The following is a 16,781-nucleotide window of genomic DNA, read 5'->3' on the forward strand; positions in this document are numbered from 1 at the left end:
AAAATCCCGCGCGTTCCCGCACTCTGTCATCGCGGCGCACTGACCTCATTAGGAGAATCCATGGGCATCCTCGCTGGTAAACGAATCTTGCTGACGGGCCTGCTGTCGAACCGTTCGATCGCGTACGGTATCGCGCAAGCCTGCAAGCGCGAAGGCGCAGAACTCGCGTTCACGTATGTCGGCGACCGCTTCAAGGATCGCATTACCGAGTTCGCGAACGAGTTCGGCAGCAATCTGATCTTCCCGTGCGACGTCGCCGACGATGCGCAAATCGACGCGCTGTTCACTTCGCTGAAAGAACACTGGGACAGCCTCGACGGCCTGGTGCATTCGATCGGCTTCGCGCCGCGCGAAGCGATCGCCGGCAACTTCCTCGACGGCATGACGCGCGAAAATTTCCGCATTGCGCACGACATCTCCGCCTACAGCTTCCCCGCTCTCGCGAAGGCCGCGTTGCCGATGCTGTCGAATGATGCGGCGCTGCTCACGCTGTCGTACCTCGGCGCAGAAAAAGCGATCCCGAACTACAACACGATGGGCCTCGCGAAGGCATCGCTCGAAGCGAGCGTGCGTTATCTCGCCGTGTCGCTGGGCGGCAAGGGCATTCGCGTGAACGGCATTTCGGCAGGCCCGATCAAGACGCTCGCGGCAAGCGGCATCAAGGGCTTCGGCAAGATTCTGGATTTCGTCGAGGGCAATGCGCCGCTCAAGCGCAATGTCACGATCGAACAGGTCGGCAATGCAGCGGCATTCCTGATGTCGGACCTCGCTGCCGGTGTGACGGCTGAGATCATGCATGTCGATAGCGGCTTCAGCGCCGTGGTCGGTGGGATGGCCGCCGTCGCCGAGTAAGCGCACGCGCTTACATGTATGCACGCGTCGTTGCGCGTGCAACCAGAAAAAAACCGCCCCTCGGGGCGGTTTTTTGTTGGGCGCATGCGACGCCGCGTGGGATCAGTGCCAGCCGTTGTGATGGCCGTTATCCCAGTGGCCATGACCATGGCCATGATCGTAGCCGCCGTGATGACGATAGTAGTCATCGCGGCCCCAGTAGCGGCGGCCATCCCAGTAGCGGTCACCATGCCAGCCGATCACGATGGCGGGTCCAGCGACGACGGGCACCGGCTGATACGGCTGATACGGCTGGTACACGACGGGCGGCGGCGGCGGCGGTGCATACACAGGCGCCGGCGCGACGTAGACGGGAGCGGGAATACCGATGTTGACACCGACGTTCAGTCCCCCAGCCATCGCCGCACTCGACGCGCCAATCGCGATCACGCCAGCGATCAACGGGATAAGACGCATGGACTTCATGGTTTCACCTTTCTTTGCGGGAGTTGTGTTTTATCGACTGCTTGATTCGAATATAACAAAGCGACGCTTAACGCGTATTTCAACTTTGTAATAACTGATGCATAACTTCGCGTCGCAAAGCGCTTCGTAACGTCCTGTTACACGCGACAGCATTTGGTGATATGCCCAGCGCTTCCACTGTTGCGTACACGCACGTTTCGCGGGATCTTTGCCATTCGCAAACCGTAGGCAGTTCGTTGGTTATCCCAGGCAAAAAGATATCCCGCATGATTCGCGTGAATGGCGCATTCATCGCGAACGCAATTCACCAATACCGATGTTTACGGACTAGGGAATGAAAAGTTGAGACCGCGCAGAGTCCACCAAGAAGACACATGAAACGAAACAGGCGCGCAAAAAACAAAACCCCGCAGAGCCGCAGCTCTACGGGGTTCCACCGCCATTTCTGGCGGAGACGGAGGGATTCGAACCCTCGATCCAGGTTTTGGCCCAGATGCTCCCTTAGCAGGGGAGTGCCTTCGACCTCTCGGCCACGTCTCCCAAACTTTCGCTTGCGCCAGGGAGGCAGCGCAACGAAGCCAAGATAATAGCGGGTTACGAGGCAGCGGTCAATTTCTACTTCACACTTTTTGCGCCTGAAGTGTCAATCGAATGTCACTTCCTTGACCTGCCCTTTCGCCGCCCTTTTACCGCGCTTTTATCGCACACAAGCTTTTACGCAGATGCCTGTCACCGAAGCAAACAGGTACTGCGCGCACATCACGCCTGGTCGAGTTCGAATGCCTTATGCAGCGCGCGCACGGCGAGCTCCATGTACTTCTCGTCGATCAGCACCGAGATCTTGATTTCCGACGTGGAGATCATCTGGATATTGATGCCCTCTTCCGACAGCGTGCGGAACATCTTGCTCGCGATACCCACGTGCGAACGCATGCCGACGCCGACCACCGAGACCTTCGACACCTTCGGATCGCCTAGCACCTGTTCGGCGTTCACGTGACCCTTGACCTGGTTCGTGAGGATGTCCATGGCGCGTTGATAATCGCCGCGACCGACCGTGAACGTGAACGCCGTTTTGCCTTCGACGCTCTGGTTCTGGATGATCATGTCGACATCGATATTCGCATCGGCAACCGGGCCGAGGATCTGATATGCGATGCCCGGCTTGTCGGGCACACCCATCACGGCGATACGGGCTTCGTCACGCTGAAACGCGATTCCCGAGATGACTGCTTTTTCCATGGTTTCGTCTTCTTCAAAAGTAATCAGGGTGCCCGACTTCATTTCTGCGTCGAGCGACATCAGCGGATCGGTCAGGCTGGACAGCACGCGCGTCTTCACCTGATATTTGCCGGCGAATTCGACCGAGCGGATCTGCAGCACCTTCGAACCGAGGCTGGCCATTTCCAGCATCTCCTCGAACGTCACGCGATCGAGCCGGCGCGCTTCTTCGACCACGCGCGGGTCCGTCGTGTAGACGCCGTCGACGTCCGTGTAGATCAGGCATTCGTCCGCTTTCAGCGCCGCGGCCACCGCGACAGCCGACGTGTCCGAGCCGCCGCGGCCGAGCGTCGTGATGTGGCCTTCGGGGTCGATGCCCTGGAAGCCCGTGATGACGACGACCTTGCCTTCGTCGAGATCGCGCAGCACGCGCTCGCCGTCGATGTCGCTGATACGCGCTTTCGTGAATGCGCTATCCGTTTTGACGGGCACTTGCCAGCCGGTGTAGCTGACGGCATCGACGCCTGCGTCATGCAGCGCGATGGACAGCAGGCCGACGCTGACCTGTTCGCCCGTCGACGCGATCATGTCGAGTTCACGCGGGCTCGGCTGGGGTGAAATTTCTCTCGCGAGACCCAGCAGGCGGTTCGTTTCGCCGGACATCGCCGAGGGCACGACGACCATCTTGTGGCCTGCCTTGTGCCATTTCGCGACGCGCTTCGCGACGTTCTTGATGCGCTCGACCGAGCCCATCGATGTGCCGCCGTATTTATGTACGATGAGTGCCATTGTCGTTCTGAACTGAAGGGAAACTGATACGCCAACCGGCGCGCGCCGGGCGCGCTGGAGACGGCCGCACAAAGAAAGCACAGGGCACAACGTTCGGGAACGACGGCGCAGTGTGGGCGGCGCAGATGCAGCGTGCGTAGGGTACGCGCGGATTTGCCGGGTTTGCTTTTTCCGGCCCTGCCGAAACCTGCCGGTAAACAGGGCTGACGGACGCTAACGGGGTGGCTAACGGCTTGGAGCGCGCCCCGGACGTCCGCATAAGAACAGCCAGGTAACACGACAAAAAGCGAGTCGGGCAAACAAGTTACCCTACCTGATCGGCAATAAAAAGACAAGCCGCAATCCAGGCAAAAGCCGCTGCAAATGCTTGTCGTAGAAGGATTTGCAGCGATTGTTGCGCGTGGATGACAGTGGCTGTCCGGTCGGTCGGGAGTCGGCCTTGGGTGATGCGGACGTCGGCCAGACGTCAGGCGAACATCACGCGAGCGTCAGATCCTCGCGCCAGGCAATCCGGATGTAGCGCGCGCTTGCGTGCTGCGCCGGGTCGACGGGCGCGGCGCGGTTCACGCCGATCAGCGGCACGAACAGCAGTGCGTCGCCGGCAAAAAGCAACGGTACATCGCGCTTCCACGATGGCACGCCGCGCTCCTGAAACAGATTCTTCAACGTGCGGCTCGGGCCGTTCGCGACACAGCGCATCCGTTCGCCGCCGCGGCGCGAGCGTGCGACGAGCGGCGCGCGCGTGAGCGCATCGACGGGAATCGCATCGGACTCGTCGGCGCTCGCCTCGCTGAATACGAACGTGCCGCGCCACTGCGGCAAACGCCACACGCTTTGCCCTTGCCATACGAGCACGCTTTCGGCGCGTTCGACGAGTGCCGTTTCGTCGGCGGGATCGGCGCTGTCGCCGGCTTCCCAATAGACCTGGCCGCGATAGCTGCGTAACGCCTGGCCCGCGTGATCGACCCGCAAGCTGTGCGCGTCGCCGATCGCGCGCAACTGGCGCAGCGCATCCGTCAGACGCGCAGTCGATGCAGCCGTCAAGCCGAGCGTACGCATCCAGTAACGCAGCAGATTCGCCGCGCGATCGTCGTCGAGCGCGAGCAGCGCGTCGCGCGACAACGCGCCCTCTTCGTCGCCGCGCGCCGTTTGCAGATCGATACGCGCCAGCTCGTCGAGCAGACGCTGCGCCGAAGCCGCGTGCGCCGCCGTGCGGGCGAGCGCGTCGCGAAAGCCCGGAAAATGCACGGCGAGCGGCGGCAGTACATCGTGACGCAGCGCGTTGCGCGCGTAGCGCGTGTCGGTGTTCGACTCATCGTCGATCCAGCGCAGATCGCGCCCGTGCGCGTATTGCTCCAGTTGTGCGCGCAGCAGATGCAGCAGCGGACGCACCCGCACAACGGACGCGCCGGACGGCAGATAGTCCGGCGCCATCGCCGCCAGACCCGCAAGCCCTGCTCCGCGAAGTAGTTGCAGCAGCACGGTCTCCGCCTGATCGTCGGCATGCTGCGCGAGCCAAAGCGTGCGCACGCGATGCTGCGAGCAAAGCGCATCGAGCGCGCGATAACGGGCGTCGCGCGCAGCGGCTTCGATGCTCAGACCGCCCGCACGTGATACGTCGACATGCGTCGACGCAAACTCGACACCCCGTTCGCGCGCAAACGCGCCGCAATGGGCGAGCCATTCGTCGGCATTGGCGCTCAGACCGTGATGAATATGCAACGCGATGCAGCGAGACGCACCACCGACACGCACCGCGGCGTCGATCAGCACCGTCGAATCGACGCCGCCGCTGAACGCAATCGCGATGCGCGCATCGTCGGGCAAGGCCCCAAACGCAACGCCGACCGCATCGAGAACGAGGCGGTCGGCGGGAGTGTCAGCGGAGGGAGTCACGTTGTGATGGCGCTTATCGTACGCGAGGCGCCTTCGGACGAGAGCGCGAGGCTTACGCGCCCGGCGTCGTTTCCTTGAACTTGCCGTAGGCCATCAGGCGTTCAAAGCGGCGCTGACGCAGATCGTTAGTGCTCATGCCCTGGAACTGGCGCAGCGAATCGGCGAGCGCACGGCGCAGCATGGCTGCCATACCCTTCGGATCGCGATGCGCGCCGCCGAGCGGCTCGTTGACGATCTTGTCGATCAGGTTCAGCGCCTTCAGGCGATGCGCGGTCAGACCCAGCGCTTCGGCTGCTTCGGGCGCCTTCGCGGCACTCTTCCACAGAATCGACGCGCAGCCTTCCGGCGAAATCACCGAGTACGTCGAGAATTGCAGCATCAGCACGCTATCGGCGACGGCGACAGCCAGCGCGCCGCCCGAACCGCCTTCACCGATGATCGTCGAGATGATGGGCGTCTTCAGCTCGGCCATCACGTACAGATTGCGGCCGATCGCTTCGGACTGGCCGCGCTCTTCCGCGCCGATGCCGGGATACGCGCCCGGCGTGTCGATGAACGTGAAGAGCGGCAGGCCGAACTTCTCGGCAAGACGCATCAGCCGTTCGGCCTTGCGGTAGCCTTCGGGGCGCGGCATGCCGAAGTTGCGCAGCGCGCGCTCCTTCGTGTCGCGGCCCTTCTGATGGCCGATCACCATGCACGGCTGACCGTTGAAACGCGCCAGGCCGCCGACGATCGACAGGTCGTCCGCATACGAGCGGTCGCCATGCAGTTCGTGGAAATCGGTGAACAGTTCGTTGATGTAATCCTGCGAGTACGGACGCTGCGGATGACGCGCAATCTGCGAAACCTGCCATGGCGTCAGGTTCGTATACAGATCTTTCGTGAGCTGCTGGCTCTTCTTCGACAGCCGCTCGATTTCTTCCGAAATATCGACGGCCGAATCGTCCTGCACGAAGCGCAATTCTTCGATTTTCGCTTCGAGCTCCGCGATCGGCTGCTCGAAATCCAGAAAGGTGGTCTTCATTGGTTTTTAATCCTTCGACTTACCGGCAGCGCGTATTCTAACCGCGCGCGCCCATGTCAAAACCGTCTCGAATCTATCAATTTTAACAAATCAATAGACTCCAACGGTTTTTGCCTTCTGCTTCAATGCTTGATTCAGCTGCCGGCCGGCGCCGGATCGAGGCTGCGCCACATGTACCAGGTCGCAACCGTGCGCCACGGCTCCCAGTTTGCGGCGACTTCACGCGCTTCGCTGCGCGTCACCGGCTCCCCGCTGAAATAGTTCTGGCTGATCGCGTGAATCAGATTCGGATCGTCAAGCGGCAGCACGTCCGGACGCGACAGATCGAAAATCAGGAACATCTCCGCCGTCCAGCGGCTGATGCCGCGAATCTGCGTCAGCTCGGCGATCACGTCCTCGTCTTCCATCGACGTCCACTTGCCGACGTGCAATGCACCCGAGACGAAGTGATGCGCGAGATCGAGAATGTACTCGGCCTTGCGCTTCGAGACGCCGCAGTTCATCAGGTCGTCCTGCCCGAGCTTGATGATCTGTTGCGGCACGAGCTTCGGACAGGCGGCGACGATGCGCTGCCACATCGACTGAGCGGACGCGACGGAAATCTGCTGGCCGACCACCGAGCGCGCCAGCGTGACGAACGGATCGGCACGGCTCGACAGATGCACGGGGCCGAACTTCGGGATCAGCTTCTTCAGAATGCGGTCGCGCTTGACGAGATCGGCACAAGCCTTGTCCCAATACGCCGGACGCGTCACGACGGACGACTGCGGGTCGCCCTGCACAGCTTGCTCGCCTTCCACCGACGACACAGCGGCGCGCGGCTTGCGAACCGTTTCGGCCTCATGGCTTTCATAGGCGAGTTCCTGCGCGTCGCTCGCGAGTTCCGCGGGCAGCGAGCCGTTGCCCTTCGCGTGCGCGGCCCGCGCGCGCGATGGTTTCACAACCGTTGCTTCGGGCAAGTCCGCTCCGTTGGGCAGGTGTCGGGACGACGCCGGCTTCGCGAGCGCGCCATGCGAGCCCGCCGTTTTGCGCGGGCCATGCAGGCCTGCCTTGACGCCTTTCGCCGACGCCGATTTCACCGCCACCTTCGCTGCGCCGCTTCGCGCCCGTACTGCCTTTACCTTAGCTGCCGCGTTTGATTGAGACGTGGCCCGTTTAGCCGGCGTCTTCGTGGCCGTTGCCATCCTGCCTCCTGCCTGGCGAGTCGATCAGAGGGAAGTACGAGGTGCACTCACACGCGCCGCCACTCGGTCAACCCGCCCGGTTTGTCTTCGAGCGCAATACCGGCGTCCAGCAATTCCTTGCGGATCCGGTCTGCCTCGGCGTAGTCCTTTGCCTGCTTCGCAGCGACGCGCGCGGCGATCTTCACTTCGATCGCTGCGACATCGAGCGCACCCTCGCTTTCGCTGCCCGCCGCCTGCTGCAGATAGGCGCGCGGTTCGCGCCTGAGCAATCCGAGCACCCGCGCGAGACCGTGCAACTGACGCGCCAGCGCCGCATCGCGCGTGCGGTTCACTTCGCTCGCCAGCTCGAACAGCACCGACACGGCGACAGGCGTATTGAAGTCGTCGTTCATCGCCGCGCGAAAACGCTGCGCATGCGCTTCATTCCAGTCGATCTCGCCCGCTCCCGGCGGCGTGTCCTTCAGTGCCGTGTACAGACGCGCAAGCGCGCTGCGCGCGTCGTCGAGATGCGTGTCGCTGTAATTCAGCGGCGAACGGTAATGCGCGCGCGCAATGAAGAACCGCACGACTTCGGCATCGTACTTCGCGAGCACTTCGCGGATCGTGAAGAAGTTGCCGAGCGACTTCGACATCTTCTCATTGTCGATCTGCACGTAACCGTTGTGCATCCAGTAATTGACGAAGGTTTGGCGCGTAGCGCCTTCACTTTGTGCGATCTCGTTTTCGTGGTGCGGAAACTGCAGATCCTGGCCGCCGCCATGAATGTCGAAATGCTCGCCGAGCAGCGTGCAGCCCATCGCCGAGCACTCGATGTGCCAGCCGGGACGGCCGCGCCCATACTTCGAATCCCAGCCGGTGTCGGCGGGCTCGTCGGGCTTCGACTGCTTCCACAGCACGAAGTCGAGCGGGTCCTGCTTCGCGTCGTTCGCGGCCACGCGCTCGCCCGCGCGCAGGTCTTCGAGCGACTTGCCCGACAGCGCGCCATAGTTCGCGAACTTGCGCACCGCGTAGTTCACGTCGCCGTCGGCGGCCTGATACGCGTAGCCGTTCTGCTCGAGCTTCTCGATCATGCCGAGCATCTGCGGAATGAAGTCCGTCGCGCGCGGTTCGAGGTCGGGCCGCTCGATACCGAGCGCGTCCGCATCCTCGTGCAGCGCCGCGATGAAGCGGTCCGTCAGCGCGCGGATCGACTCGCCGTTCTCGACTGCGCGGCGAATGATCTTGTCCTCGATGTCGGTGATATTGCGCACGTAGGTGACCTTGTAGCCGAGCGTGCGCAGCCAGCGCTGCACGATGTCGAATACGACCATCACCCGCGCATGCCCCACGTGACAGTAGTCGTACACCGTCATCCCGCAGACATACATACGCACTTCGCCTTCATGAAGCGGCACGAAATTTTGCTTGTCACGCGCGAGCGTGTTGTAGATGCGCAGAGATTCCATAGAGACGATGCGTGGGCCGAAAGAGATCCGCTTGGTCTTCGTTCATACCGCGCCCGATGAAAGCATGCAACTGCATGCACGAACACGGGCGGTGCGGCATGACTGACAGCCTGTCGCGCAACGGCGCGGGATCAGGCTGACGTCAAGGCGGAGACGACCACGAGTGGCGAAAAGACAGTCTGTGGTTCGACGGAACGCGCAGACCTTTTGTTAGAATGGGTCGGAGTATAACATCCCGACCTGAGCCTATGAAACACTCCAGCGGCCGCGCGCGAGGCGCCACGACCCTCTTCGCGACGGCGCTCCGCTCGACGCTTCGCCCGATTTCCGGCGCGTCGTCCCGTACGGGTTCCCGTCCGGGTAGCCGTCCAGGTTTGCTCGCGGCCCTGAGCACGGCAGCGGGCGCGACCTGCTGCGGCCTCGCCCTCATGGTCCTGCCCGCCGCGCCCGCCTTCGCGCAGAAAACGCCGACCGTCGCCCACGGTCCGGCCGTGCGTGACGCGACACCCGACGCCGATGCGTCGATCCAGCAGAAGAACTGGACGGCCGCGCTCTCGCAGCTCGATGCGCGCATCGCCGCGAATCCGCGCGACGCACAGGCCAAATTCAAGCGCGCCACCGTGCTTGCGCGCCTGAACCGCGACGACGAAGCGATCGCCGCATTCACCGAACTCACCGAGACGTTCCCCGAACTGCCCGAACCGTACAACAACCTCGCTGCGCTCTACGCGAAGCAGGGCCGCTATACGGAAGCGCGCGCCGCGCTGGAAACGGCCGTCAAGGCGAGCCCCGGCTACGGCCTCGCGTATGAGAATCTCGGCGACCTGTACCTGCGCATGGCGGATCAGGCGTATCGCCGCGCACAAAGTCTGGGCGCCGGCAACGGCACGACGACCCAGCGTATCGCCGACATCGAGAAAATCGTCACGCCGCGCAAGACGCCCGTGAAGAAGACCGGCCAGCCGGCTGATACCGACTACACGAATCGCGCCATGCAGAACATTACCGAGACGCCGAGCTTCACGTTCGGCGGCCCAAACGGTTCGCTCGCGACGCCGCCGTACGTTGCACCATCGCAGTGAGCGCTGGCGCGCACGCTTTCGGGCAGCGCGCCTGCCGACGTTTTTCATCTGAGTTCACCCTGTTTTCACCCCGAGGATTTACATGAAATGGTTGATGTTGGCGCTCGGCAGCGCCGCCCTGATCGCGAACGCACCGGCTTTTGCGCAAAACGGATCACAGGCTGCGCATCCGTCCGTTCTCTTGAAGACGTCGGAAGGCGATATCCGCGTCGAGTTGTATCCTGAGAAAGCGCCGAAGACGGTTGCCAATTTCCTCGACTACGTGAAATCCGGTCAATATAACGGGACGATCTTCCATCGCGTGATTCCCGGCTTCATGGTCCAGGGCGGCGGCTACACGACGAGCTACGCGGAAAAACCGACGCGCGCGCCGATTCAGCTCGAAAGCCGCAACGGCCTGAAGAACATGACGGGCACGATCGCGATGGCGCGCACGAGCGACCCGAACTCGGCTACGGCACAATTCTTCATCAACACGGTCGACAATGCCGGCCTCGACTATCCGAATCCGGACGGCAACGGCTACACGGTGTTTGGCAAGGTCACGTCGGGTATGGACGTCGTGAAGAAGATCGAGGGCACGCCGACCACGTCGCGCGGCCCGATGAGCGATGTGCCGCAAAAGCAGATCGTGCTCCAGTCGGCGACAATTGTCGGCAAGTAATTGTCGGCAACCAAGCCGAACTTGGATTGGCAATGAAGCGGCCGTGCAGGCCGCGAGAAGGCGCTCGATAGCAAACGAGCAGACGACGCATTTGCAAACAGGGTGACGCGCGAGCCGCCGGCAACTCGATGCACTGCACGGGGCCGCGCTGCACCGGAACTAACCATGCCACGGGCGCAGGCCAATGGCCGCTCAGACGGCGATGCGCCACGCCCTCCACTCACCTAGACCCAAAGGAAATCATCATGGTTGAACTGCACACGAACCACGGCGTCATCAAGCTGGAACTGGACACCGAGAAGGCGCCGAAGTCGGTTGAAAACTTCCTCGCCTACGTGAAAGCCGGCCACTACGACAACACGGTGTTCCACCGCGTGATCGACGGCTTCATGATCCAGGGCGGCGGTTTCGAGCCGGGCATGACGCAGAAGCCGACCAGCACGCCGATCGCTAACGAAGCGAACAACGGTCTGAAGAACGTGAAGGGTTCAGTCGCGATGGCGCGCACGAACGATCCGCACTCGGCGACCGCCCAGTTCTTCATCAACGTGAACGACAACGACTTCCTGAACCACTCATCGCCGACGCCGCAAGGCTGGGGCTACGCGGTGTTCGGCAAGGTCGTCGAAGGCCTCGAAGTCGTCGATGCGATCCGCAAGGTGAAGACGGGCTCGAAGGGCTTCCACCAGGACGTGCCCGTCGACGACGTGATCATTGAAAAGGCCGTCGTCGTCGAGTAAGAGAATTACTCAAACGAACAGCCTATTCTTTAAGAATCGCTGAGCAACTAGAGAAGCACACTTCCATGCTGCAAGAGACGCCGCTGCGAAGCGTCGCTGCGGGCGTGCCTGGCGAGGGCAAACGCCCGCACGCGGCGCGCCCGTTTTTCTTTATCGCTGACCTGCATCTGAGCGAGGCGATCCCACAGACGGTCGCCGCGTTCGAGCATTTCATCCGCGTGACGGCCGAGCATGCGGATTCCGTTTTTATTCTGGGCGACCTGTTCGAATACTGGATCGGCGACGACATGCTCGCCGAGCCCTTCCCCGCCCGCATGGCCGCGCTGATGCACACGCTCTCGGAGCGCGGCATCGCGCTCTACATCATGCACGGCAACCGCGACTTCCTGCTGGGCAAGCGCTTCATGAAAGCGGCGGGCGCGATCTGGCTGCCCGATCCGTTCGTCATCACCGCGTTCGGGTCAAAAATCGCGCTCACGCACGGCGACGCGCAATGCACGTCGGACCGCAAATATCAGCGCTTTCGTGGCTTCGCGCGCAACCATTTCGCGCAGTGGCTGTTTCTGGTGTGGCCGTATCGCTGGCGTAAAGCGTTGGCGGAAAAAATGCGCGCATCGAGCGAAGCGGGACGCCAGCGCCCTGTGTCGCCGCGTTACGACGTGACGTCGGAAGGCATCGCCGCGCTCTTCAAGAAGACGAAGACAGCCACCATTATTCACGGCCATACCCACAGGCCAGCGCTGCATCATGAGAAAGGCGGCATGCGCTGGGTGCTGCCCGATTGGGACCTCGACCACGGCGAGCGCCGCGGCGGTTATGTACGCATCGACTCCGAAGGGATCAAGGCGCTGCGGCTGGACAAGTAGTCGTTTTCACCCTTTTCCCCTCGCGCGCGCTTCAGTTTGGCGCCGCTCAGCGCGCCGCCACCTCGACCTTCCCGTCGATCGCCGCCGACAGACGGCGCAGATCCAGCAACGCCGCGTCCGCGCCATGCAGCGCCTCGAGACTCGCGCCGAGCCGTTCGAGCGCTGCGACGACTTCGTCGATGCGCTGCGATTGCGTCGACGCGTGATTCACCAGCCCATGAATGGCAAGCGAGACGGGATCGTCCGCATTCGGCGTGATGCCGTACGCGCAGAAGCCTGGGCGAGCCGTCGTCGCCCTGCCATCGGCGCCCGCGGATGCGGGAGCCGCTGTCACCGATCCCGTCGCCGGCATGATCACGCGCGCCGGATTGCCGACGGCCGTGCCGCCCGCCGGCACCGGCTTCACGACGACGGCGTTCGAGCCGATCTTCGCGTCGGCGCCGATCGTGAAGCCGCCGAGCACCTTCGCGCCCGCGCCGACGATCACGCCGCGCTCCAGTGTTGGATGGCGTTTCGCGCCGCGCGTGAGCGACGTGCCGCCGAGCGTGACGCCCTGGTAGATCGTGCAGTCGTCGCCGATTTCAGCCGTCTCGCCGATCACGACGCCCATGCCGTGATCGATGAATACACGCCGCCCGATCGTCGCGCCCGGGTGGATCTCGATACCTGTCATGAAGCGGCCGAACTGCGACAGGAAACGCGCGAGCCAGCGACGGTTCGCACGCCAGCAGCCATGTGCGAAGCGGTGGAATATCAGCGCGTGCAAGCCCGGGTAACACGTGAGGACTTCCCAGCCGCTGCGGGCGGCGGGATCGCGCTCGCGGATCGTGGCGATGTCTTCGCGGAGTCTCGTGAACATGGCAGTGAGGCTGTCGTAGGGATTGATCGCCGCCGCGCATTGCGCGGGGAGCGGGCCGCCGGTGCCTGCGCTTTTGCGTCCGCTATTGCGTCCGCAGTAATGTGCATTCCAGCCGGCGAGCTTTGCTTATGACGTTTCGGGCCATTGTAGGGCGAATGCGCGAAACCTGCCGGAAGCCCACGCGGACGACAAGGTTTGAGCTTTCGTGGACCGCGACAGCCGCAACGCACGCGGCTGCGCCTGACGTGAGATACGCGCGCCGCTCAACGCTCGTGGCCGTCGCGCCCTTTCGCGTGCAGCAGAATATGCTTCGCGATTCCGCGCACGATGTTGACCTCTTCACGCTCCAGACCCGAGCGCGCGAAGAGCCGCCGCAAGCGCGACATCAGCTTTTTCGGGTTGCCGGGATCGAGAAAGTCGAGCGCGATCAGCGCGTTTTCCAGGTGAACATACATGCGCTCGATTTCATCGCTCGCGGCGAGCGAACCCGCGCCGCCCGCCACCGACTCCGACCCGTCGCTGTCGACCAGATAGGCCATGCGTAACTCGTACGACAGAACCTGAATCGCCTGCGACAGATTCAGCGAGCTGTACGCGGGATTGGCCGGAATATGGGCGAGCGCGCTGCAACGCTCGACGTCCTCGTTAGACAGCCCCGTGCGTTCGTTGCCGAACACGAGCGCGATATCGCCATGCGCGGCATGCTCGCGCGCCTGCATCGCGGCCGCGCGCGGCGCGAGCTGCGGCGGCCCGTACTCGCGCGCACGTGCCGTCAGCGCTAACGACCAGTGCGCGCCCGACAGCGCGTCGGCGAGCGTCGGCACGACATGGGCGGACGCGAGCACGTCGTCCGCGCCGCTAGCCATTGCGATCGCCTCCGGGTCGTTTTTCACGTCCGCCACGCGCGGCGACACGAGCACGAGCCGGGAAAAGCCCATGGTTTTCAACGCGCGCGCCGCCGCGCCGACGTTGCCGGGATGACTCGGCTCGACGAGCACGAAACGCGTCGACGTGAAACCGCCGCCGATGCAGGAGTTGTCGGAAGCGTTGCTGGAGGAAGGCGAAGCAGGCGTTTGAACCACGATGAGCTTTGGAGACAAAGAAATAGTAATGGTAGCCCCAACCCGCCACCTCTTTCCATCTGCCGATCGGCCAATACCGCACCAGGCGAACGTCATAGGCCTGTTTGCCTGCTCGCGGGTCGGCCCGAACCGCCTCGAAACGACGAGACTCAGGTAAAATCCCGATATTCGCGCCGTGCCACATTGCCTCTCACGGGGAACATCGGGCACCGCGCATCGCTCTTCTTCAATTCGTCTCCGTCGACGGAATGTGCTGCCAGATTTCGACTCAGTCGTGTCGGGCGCCCGTTTCGCATGATTAACAGCTTATTTTCAGCTCAACACCGGGCCGCCGCCGTGCGCGTCCGGCACAAGGATCCAGACTCATGCATCCCATGCTCAATATCGCTGTCAAGGCCGCTCGCCGCGCCGGGCAGATCATCAACCGCGCGTCGCTCGATCTCGACCTCGTGCAGGTCAGCAAGAAGCAGCACAACGATTTCGTCACGGAGGTCGACAAGGCGTCCGAAGCGGCCATCATCGAAACGCTGACCACCGCCTACCCCGATCACGCAATCCTCGCCGAAGAGTCCGGCGAATCGGGCAACGAGTCCGAATTCCAGTGGATCATCGATCCCCTCGACGGCACCACGAACTTCATCCACGGCTTCCAGTATTACTGCGTGTCGATCGCGCTCGCGCACAAGGGCACCGTCACGCAGGCGGTCGTCTATGACCCGACGCGCAACGACCTGTTCACGGCCTCGCGCGGCCGCGGCGCGTACCTGAACGACCGGCGCATCCGCGTCGGCCGCCGCGACCGGCTCGCCGACAGCCTGATCGGCACGGGCTTCCCGTTCCGCGAAAAGGACACGCTCGAAGCGTACACGCACCTCTTCGCCGACATGACGAAGGCCTGCGCGGGCCTGCGCCGTCCGGGCGCGGCGGCGCTCGATCTGGCGAACGTCGCGGCGGGCCGCCTCGACGGCTTCTTCGAGCAAGGCATCAGCGCGTGGGACATGGCGGCAGGCAGCCTGCTCGTCACGGAAGCGGGCGGCCTGGTCGGTAATTACACGGGCGACTCGGACTTCCTGCACTTGCATGAGATCGTCGCGGGCAACCCGAAGGTGTATGCGCAGATGATTCCGATTCTGTCGCGTTACACCAAGACGAAGGAGCAGGCAGCTTAAGACGCTGCGTGCAGTTGAAAGCGGCCTCGGCCGCTTTTTTCTTTTGGGGCTCGTGACTCGCGATACGTCGCACACATCAACGGGACACGTGCATCAAAGGCAAAATTGCGGGCGCTGTGTTTCAATCGGGACCATGAAGAAAGGTTTCTACACGATCATTGCGGCACAGTTCGTGTCGTCGCTCGCCGATAACGCGCTGCTGATCGCGGCCATTGCGCAGCTCACCGAGATCCGCTCGCCTGCGTGGATCACGCCGTTGCTGCAGATCTTCTTCACGATTTCGTATGTGCTGCTCGCGCCGTTCGTCGGCGCATTCGCCGACGCGCTGCAAAAGCGCCACGTGATGTTCATCTCGAACGCGCTAAAAGCGTGCGGCTGCCTGCTGATGATCGGCGGCGTGCATCCGATGATCGCTTACGGCGTGGTCGGCTTCGGCGCGGCCGCGTACTCGCCCGCGAAGTACGGCATTCTCACCGAGCTGCTGCCCGCCGACCGGCTCGTCGCCGCGAACGCGTGGCTCGAATCGGCGACCGTGCTGTCGACCATCGTCGGCACGATGCTGGGCGGCGCGCTGATCAGCACCTACGCGTCGCACTTCGTGCAGCACATGCATTGGCCGCTGATCCATTCCGCCGCCGACCTCGCGATGCTCGCCGTGATGATCACCTACGCGATCGCGGCCGCGCTCAACGTCGGCATTCCCGATACGGGCGCGCGCTATCCGAACCGGTTGGCCGAGCCGGGCGAACTGGTCGGCGAGTTCGTGCGTTGCTTCAACGTGCTGTGGGCCGACCGTCTCGCACAGATCGCGCTGTGGGTCACGACGCTGATGTGGGGCGGCGCGGTCACGCTGCAACTGCTCGTACTCAAATGGGCCGACGCGAATCTCGGGCTGTCGCTGTCGAAAGCGGCCGTCATGCAGGGCGTGGCCGGCCTTGGCATCGCAATCGGTGCAGCGGCTGCCGCCGCCTGGATTCCGTTGCGCGCGTCACTCAAGGTGCTGCCCGTCGGCCTGATCACGGGCGCCGTGGCTGTCGCGATGGCGTTCTACAACAAGAACCTGTTTCCGCCCGGTGCGGGCCTGCGCGTCGGCGAGCTGTTTGCGCCCGCCTACATCATCTTCGCGTATCCGTTGATGGTGCTGCTCGGCGCGCTGTCGGGCTTCTTCATCGTGCCGATGAACGCAATTCTCCAGCACCGCGGCGCGACGCTGCTGACGGCGGGCCACTCGATCGCCGTGCAGAACTTCAACCAGAATCTCGCCGTGCTGCTGATGCTCGGCGCGTACGCGATCCTGCTGACGGCGAAGATGCCCGTGCAGTGGATCATCGCCGTGTTTGGCGTATTCATCACGGGCATGATGTGGCTTGCGCAGCGGCGCAGCGCCGCGAACGCGCACAAGGTCGACATGCGCGCGCTGATCGAGGAATGAGCAAAGCGTAC

Annotated in this window: 15 protein-coding genes and 1 tRNA gene; 7 read left to right on the plus strand and 9 right to left on the minus strand. The window is 63.1% G+C overall.

Annotation, left to right across the window (positions count from 1 at the left end):
* The first annotated feature begins 60 nt into the window (after positions 1 to 60).
* Positions 61 to 852: an enoyl-ACP reductase FabI gene (gene fabI, locus SB822_RS03070; RefSeq protein ID WP_007580492.1), complete on the plus strand. Its 792-nt coding sequence runs from the start codon at positions 61 to 63 to the stop codon at positions 850 to 852.
* A 102-nt stretch (positions 853 to 954) separates the two neighbouring features.
* Here the strand turns inward: fabI and SB822_RS03075 are convergent, their stop codons facing one another.
* The 7 genes from SB822_RS03075 to cysS form a co-directional block, all read right to left on the minus strand.
* Complete coding sequence (locus tag SB822_RS03075) at positions 955 to 1,317, minus strand: hypothetical protein (RefSeq protein ID WP_090835847.1); 363 nt, start codon at positions 1,315 to 1,317, stop codon at positions 955 to 957.
* Between the two features lie 446 nt (positions 1,318 to 1,763).
* Positions 1,764 to 1,857 (minus strand) — tRNA-Ser (locus SB822_RS03080).
* 219 nt (positions 1,858 to 2,076) lie between these two features.
* Positions 2,077 to 3,327, minus strand: a complete 1,251-nt coding sequence (locus SB822_RS03085) for an aspartate kinase (RefSeq protein WP_007580490.1) — start codon at positions 3,325 to 3,327, stop codon at positions 2,077 to 2,079.
* A 477-nt stretch (positions 3,328 to 3,804) separates the two neighbouring features.
* Positions 3,805 to 5,223 carry a tRNA lysidine(34) synthetase TilS gene (tilS, locus tag SB822_RS03090; protein ID WP_090835848.1) on the minus strand — a complete coding sequence of 473 codons (1,419 nt, stop codon included), beginning with the start codon at positions 5,221 to 5,223 and terminating at the stop codon, positions 3,805 to 3,807.
* A 52-nt stretch (positions 5,224 to 5,275) separates the two neighbouring features.
* The gene (locus SB822_RS03095; RefSeq protein WP_007580477.1) at positions 5,276 to 6,247 is read right to left on the minus strand and encodes an acetyl-CoA carboxylase carboxyltransferase subunit alpha; all 972 of its coding nucleotides are present in this window, start codon (positions 6,245 to 6,247) and stop codon (positions 5,276 to 5,278) included.
* Between the two features lie 134 nt (positions 6,248 to 6,381).
* Complete coding sequence (locus SB822_RS03100) at positions 6,382 to 7,431, minus strand: DNA-3-methyladenine glycosylase family protein (RefSeq protein WP_090835849.1); 1,050 nt, start codon at positions 7,429 to 7,431, stop codon at positions 6,382 to 6,384.
* A gap of 47 nt (positions 7,432 to 7,478) precedes the next feature.
* Positions 7,479 to 8,876 carry a cysteine--tRNA ligase gene (gene cysS / locus SB822_RS03105; protein WP_007580473.1) on the minus strand — a complete coding sequence of 466 codons (1,398 nt, stop codon included), beginning with the start codon at positions 8,874 to 8,876 and terminating at the stop codon, positions 7,479 to 7,481.
* 248 nt (positions 8,877 to 9,124) lie between these two features.
* On the opposite strand from cysS, the gene SB822_RS03110 reads away from it, so the two are divergent.
* The 4 genes from SB822_RS03110 to SB822_RS03125 all read left to right on the plus strand — a co-directional run bounded on the left by SB822_RS03110 (position 9,125) and on the right by SB822_RS03125 (position 12,228).
* Positions 9,125 to 9,958: a tetratricopeptide repeat protein gene (locus SB822_RS03110; RefSeq protein ID WP_090835850.1), complete on the plus strand. Its 834-nt coding sequence runs from the start codon at positions 9,125 to 9,127 to the stop codon at positions 9,956 to 9,958.
* Positions 9,959 to 10,040: 82 nt separating this feature from the next.
* Positions 10,041 to 10,622, plus strand: a complete 582-nt coding sequence (locus SB822_RS03115; RefSeq protein WP_090835851.1) for a peptidylprolyl isomerase — start codon at positions 10,041 to 10,043, stop codon at positions 10,620 to 10,622.
* A 245-nt stretch (positions 10,623 to 10,867) separates the two neighbouring features.
* Positions 10,868 to 11,362 carry a peptidylprolyl isomerase gene (locus tag SB822_RS03120; RefSeq protein ID WP_007580469.1) on the plus strand — a complete coding sequence of 165 codons (495 nt, stop codon included), beginning with the start codon at positions 10,868 to 10,870 and terminating at the stop codon, positions 11,360 to 11,362.
* Positions 11,363 to 11,427: 65 nt separating this feature from the next.
* Positions 11,428 to 12,228 carry a UDP-2,3-diacylglucosamine diphosphatase gene (locus tag SB822_RS03125; RefSeq protein ID WP_007742041.1) on the plus strand — a complete coding sequence of 267 codons (801 nt, stop codon included), beginning with the start codon at positions 11,428 to 11,430 and terminating at the stop codon, positions 12,226 to 12,228.
* Between the two features lie 46 nt (positions 12,229 to 12,274).
* Here the strand turns inward: SB822_RS03125 and cysE are convergent, their stop codons facing one another.
* Positions 12,275 to 13,087 carry a serine O-acetyltransferase gene (cysE, locus tag SB822_RS03130; protein ID WP_090835852.1) on the minus strand — a complete coding sequence of 271 codons (813 nt, stop codon included), beginning with the start codon at positions 13,085 to 13,087 and terminating at the stop codon, positions 12,275 to 12,277.
* A gap of 263 nt (positions 13,088 to 13,350) precedes the next feature.
* Positions 13,351 to 14,169 carry an RNA methyltransferase gene (locus tag SB822_RS03135; protein WP_090835853.1) on the minus strand — a complete coding sequence of 273 codons (819 nt, stop codon included), beginning with the start codon at positions 14,167 to 14,169 and terminating at the stop codon, positions 13,351 to 13,353.
* 365 nt (positions 14,170 to 14,534) lie between these two features.
* On the opposite strand from SB822_RS03135, the gene SB822_RS03140 reads away from it, so the two are divergent.
* Complete coding sequence (locus SB822_RS03140) at positions 14,535 to 15,338, plus strand: inositol monophosphatase family protein (RefSeq protein ID WP_007580463.1); 804 nt, start codon at positions 14,535 to 14,537, stop codon at positions 15,336 to 15,338.
* A 133-nt stretch (positions 15,339 to 15,471) separates the two neighbouring features.
* The gene (gene lplT / locus SB822_RS03145) at positions 15,472 to 16,770 is read left to right on the plus strand and encodes a lysophospholipid transporter LplT (protein WP_086910536.1); all 1,299 of its coding nucleotides are present in this window, start codon (positions 15,472 to 15,474) and stop codon (positions 16,768 to 16,770) included.
* The last annotated feature ends 11 nt before the right edge of the window (positions 16,771 to 16,781 follow it).

This window comes from Paraburkholderia sp. SIMBA_054 (assembly GCF_046534875.1).
Classification (GTDB): domain Bacteria; phylum Pseudomonadota; class Gammaproteobacteria; order Burkholderiales; family Burkholderiaceae; genus Paraburkholderia; species Paraburkholderia hospita.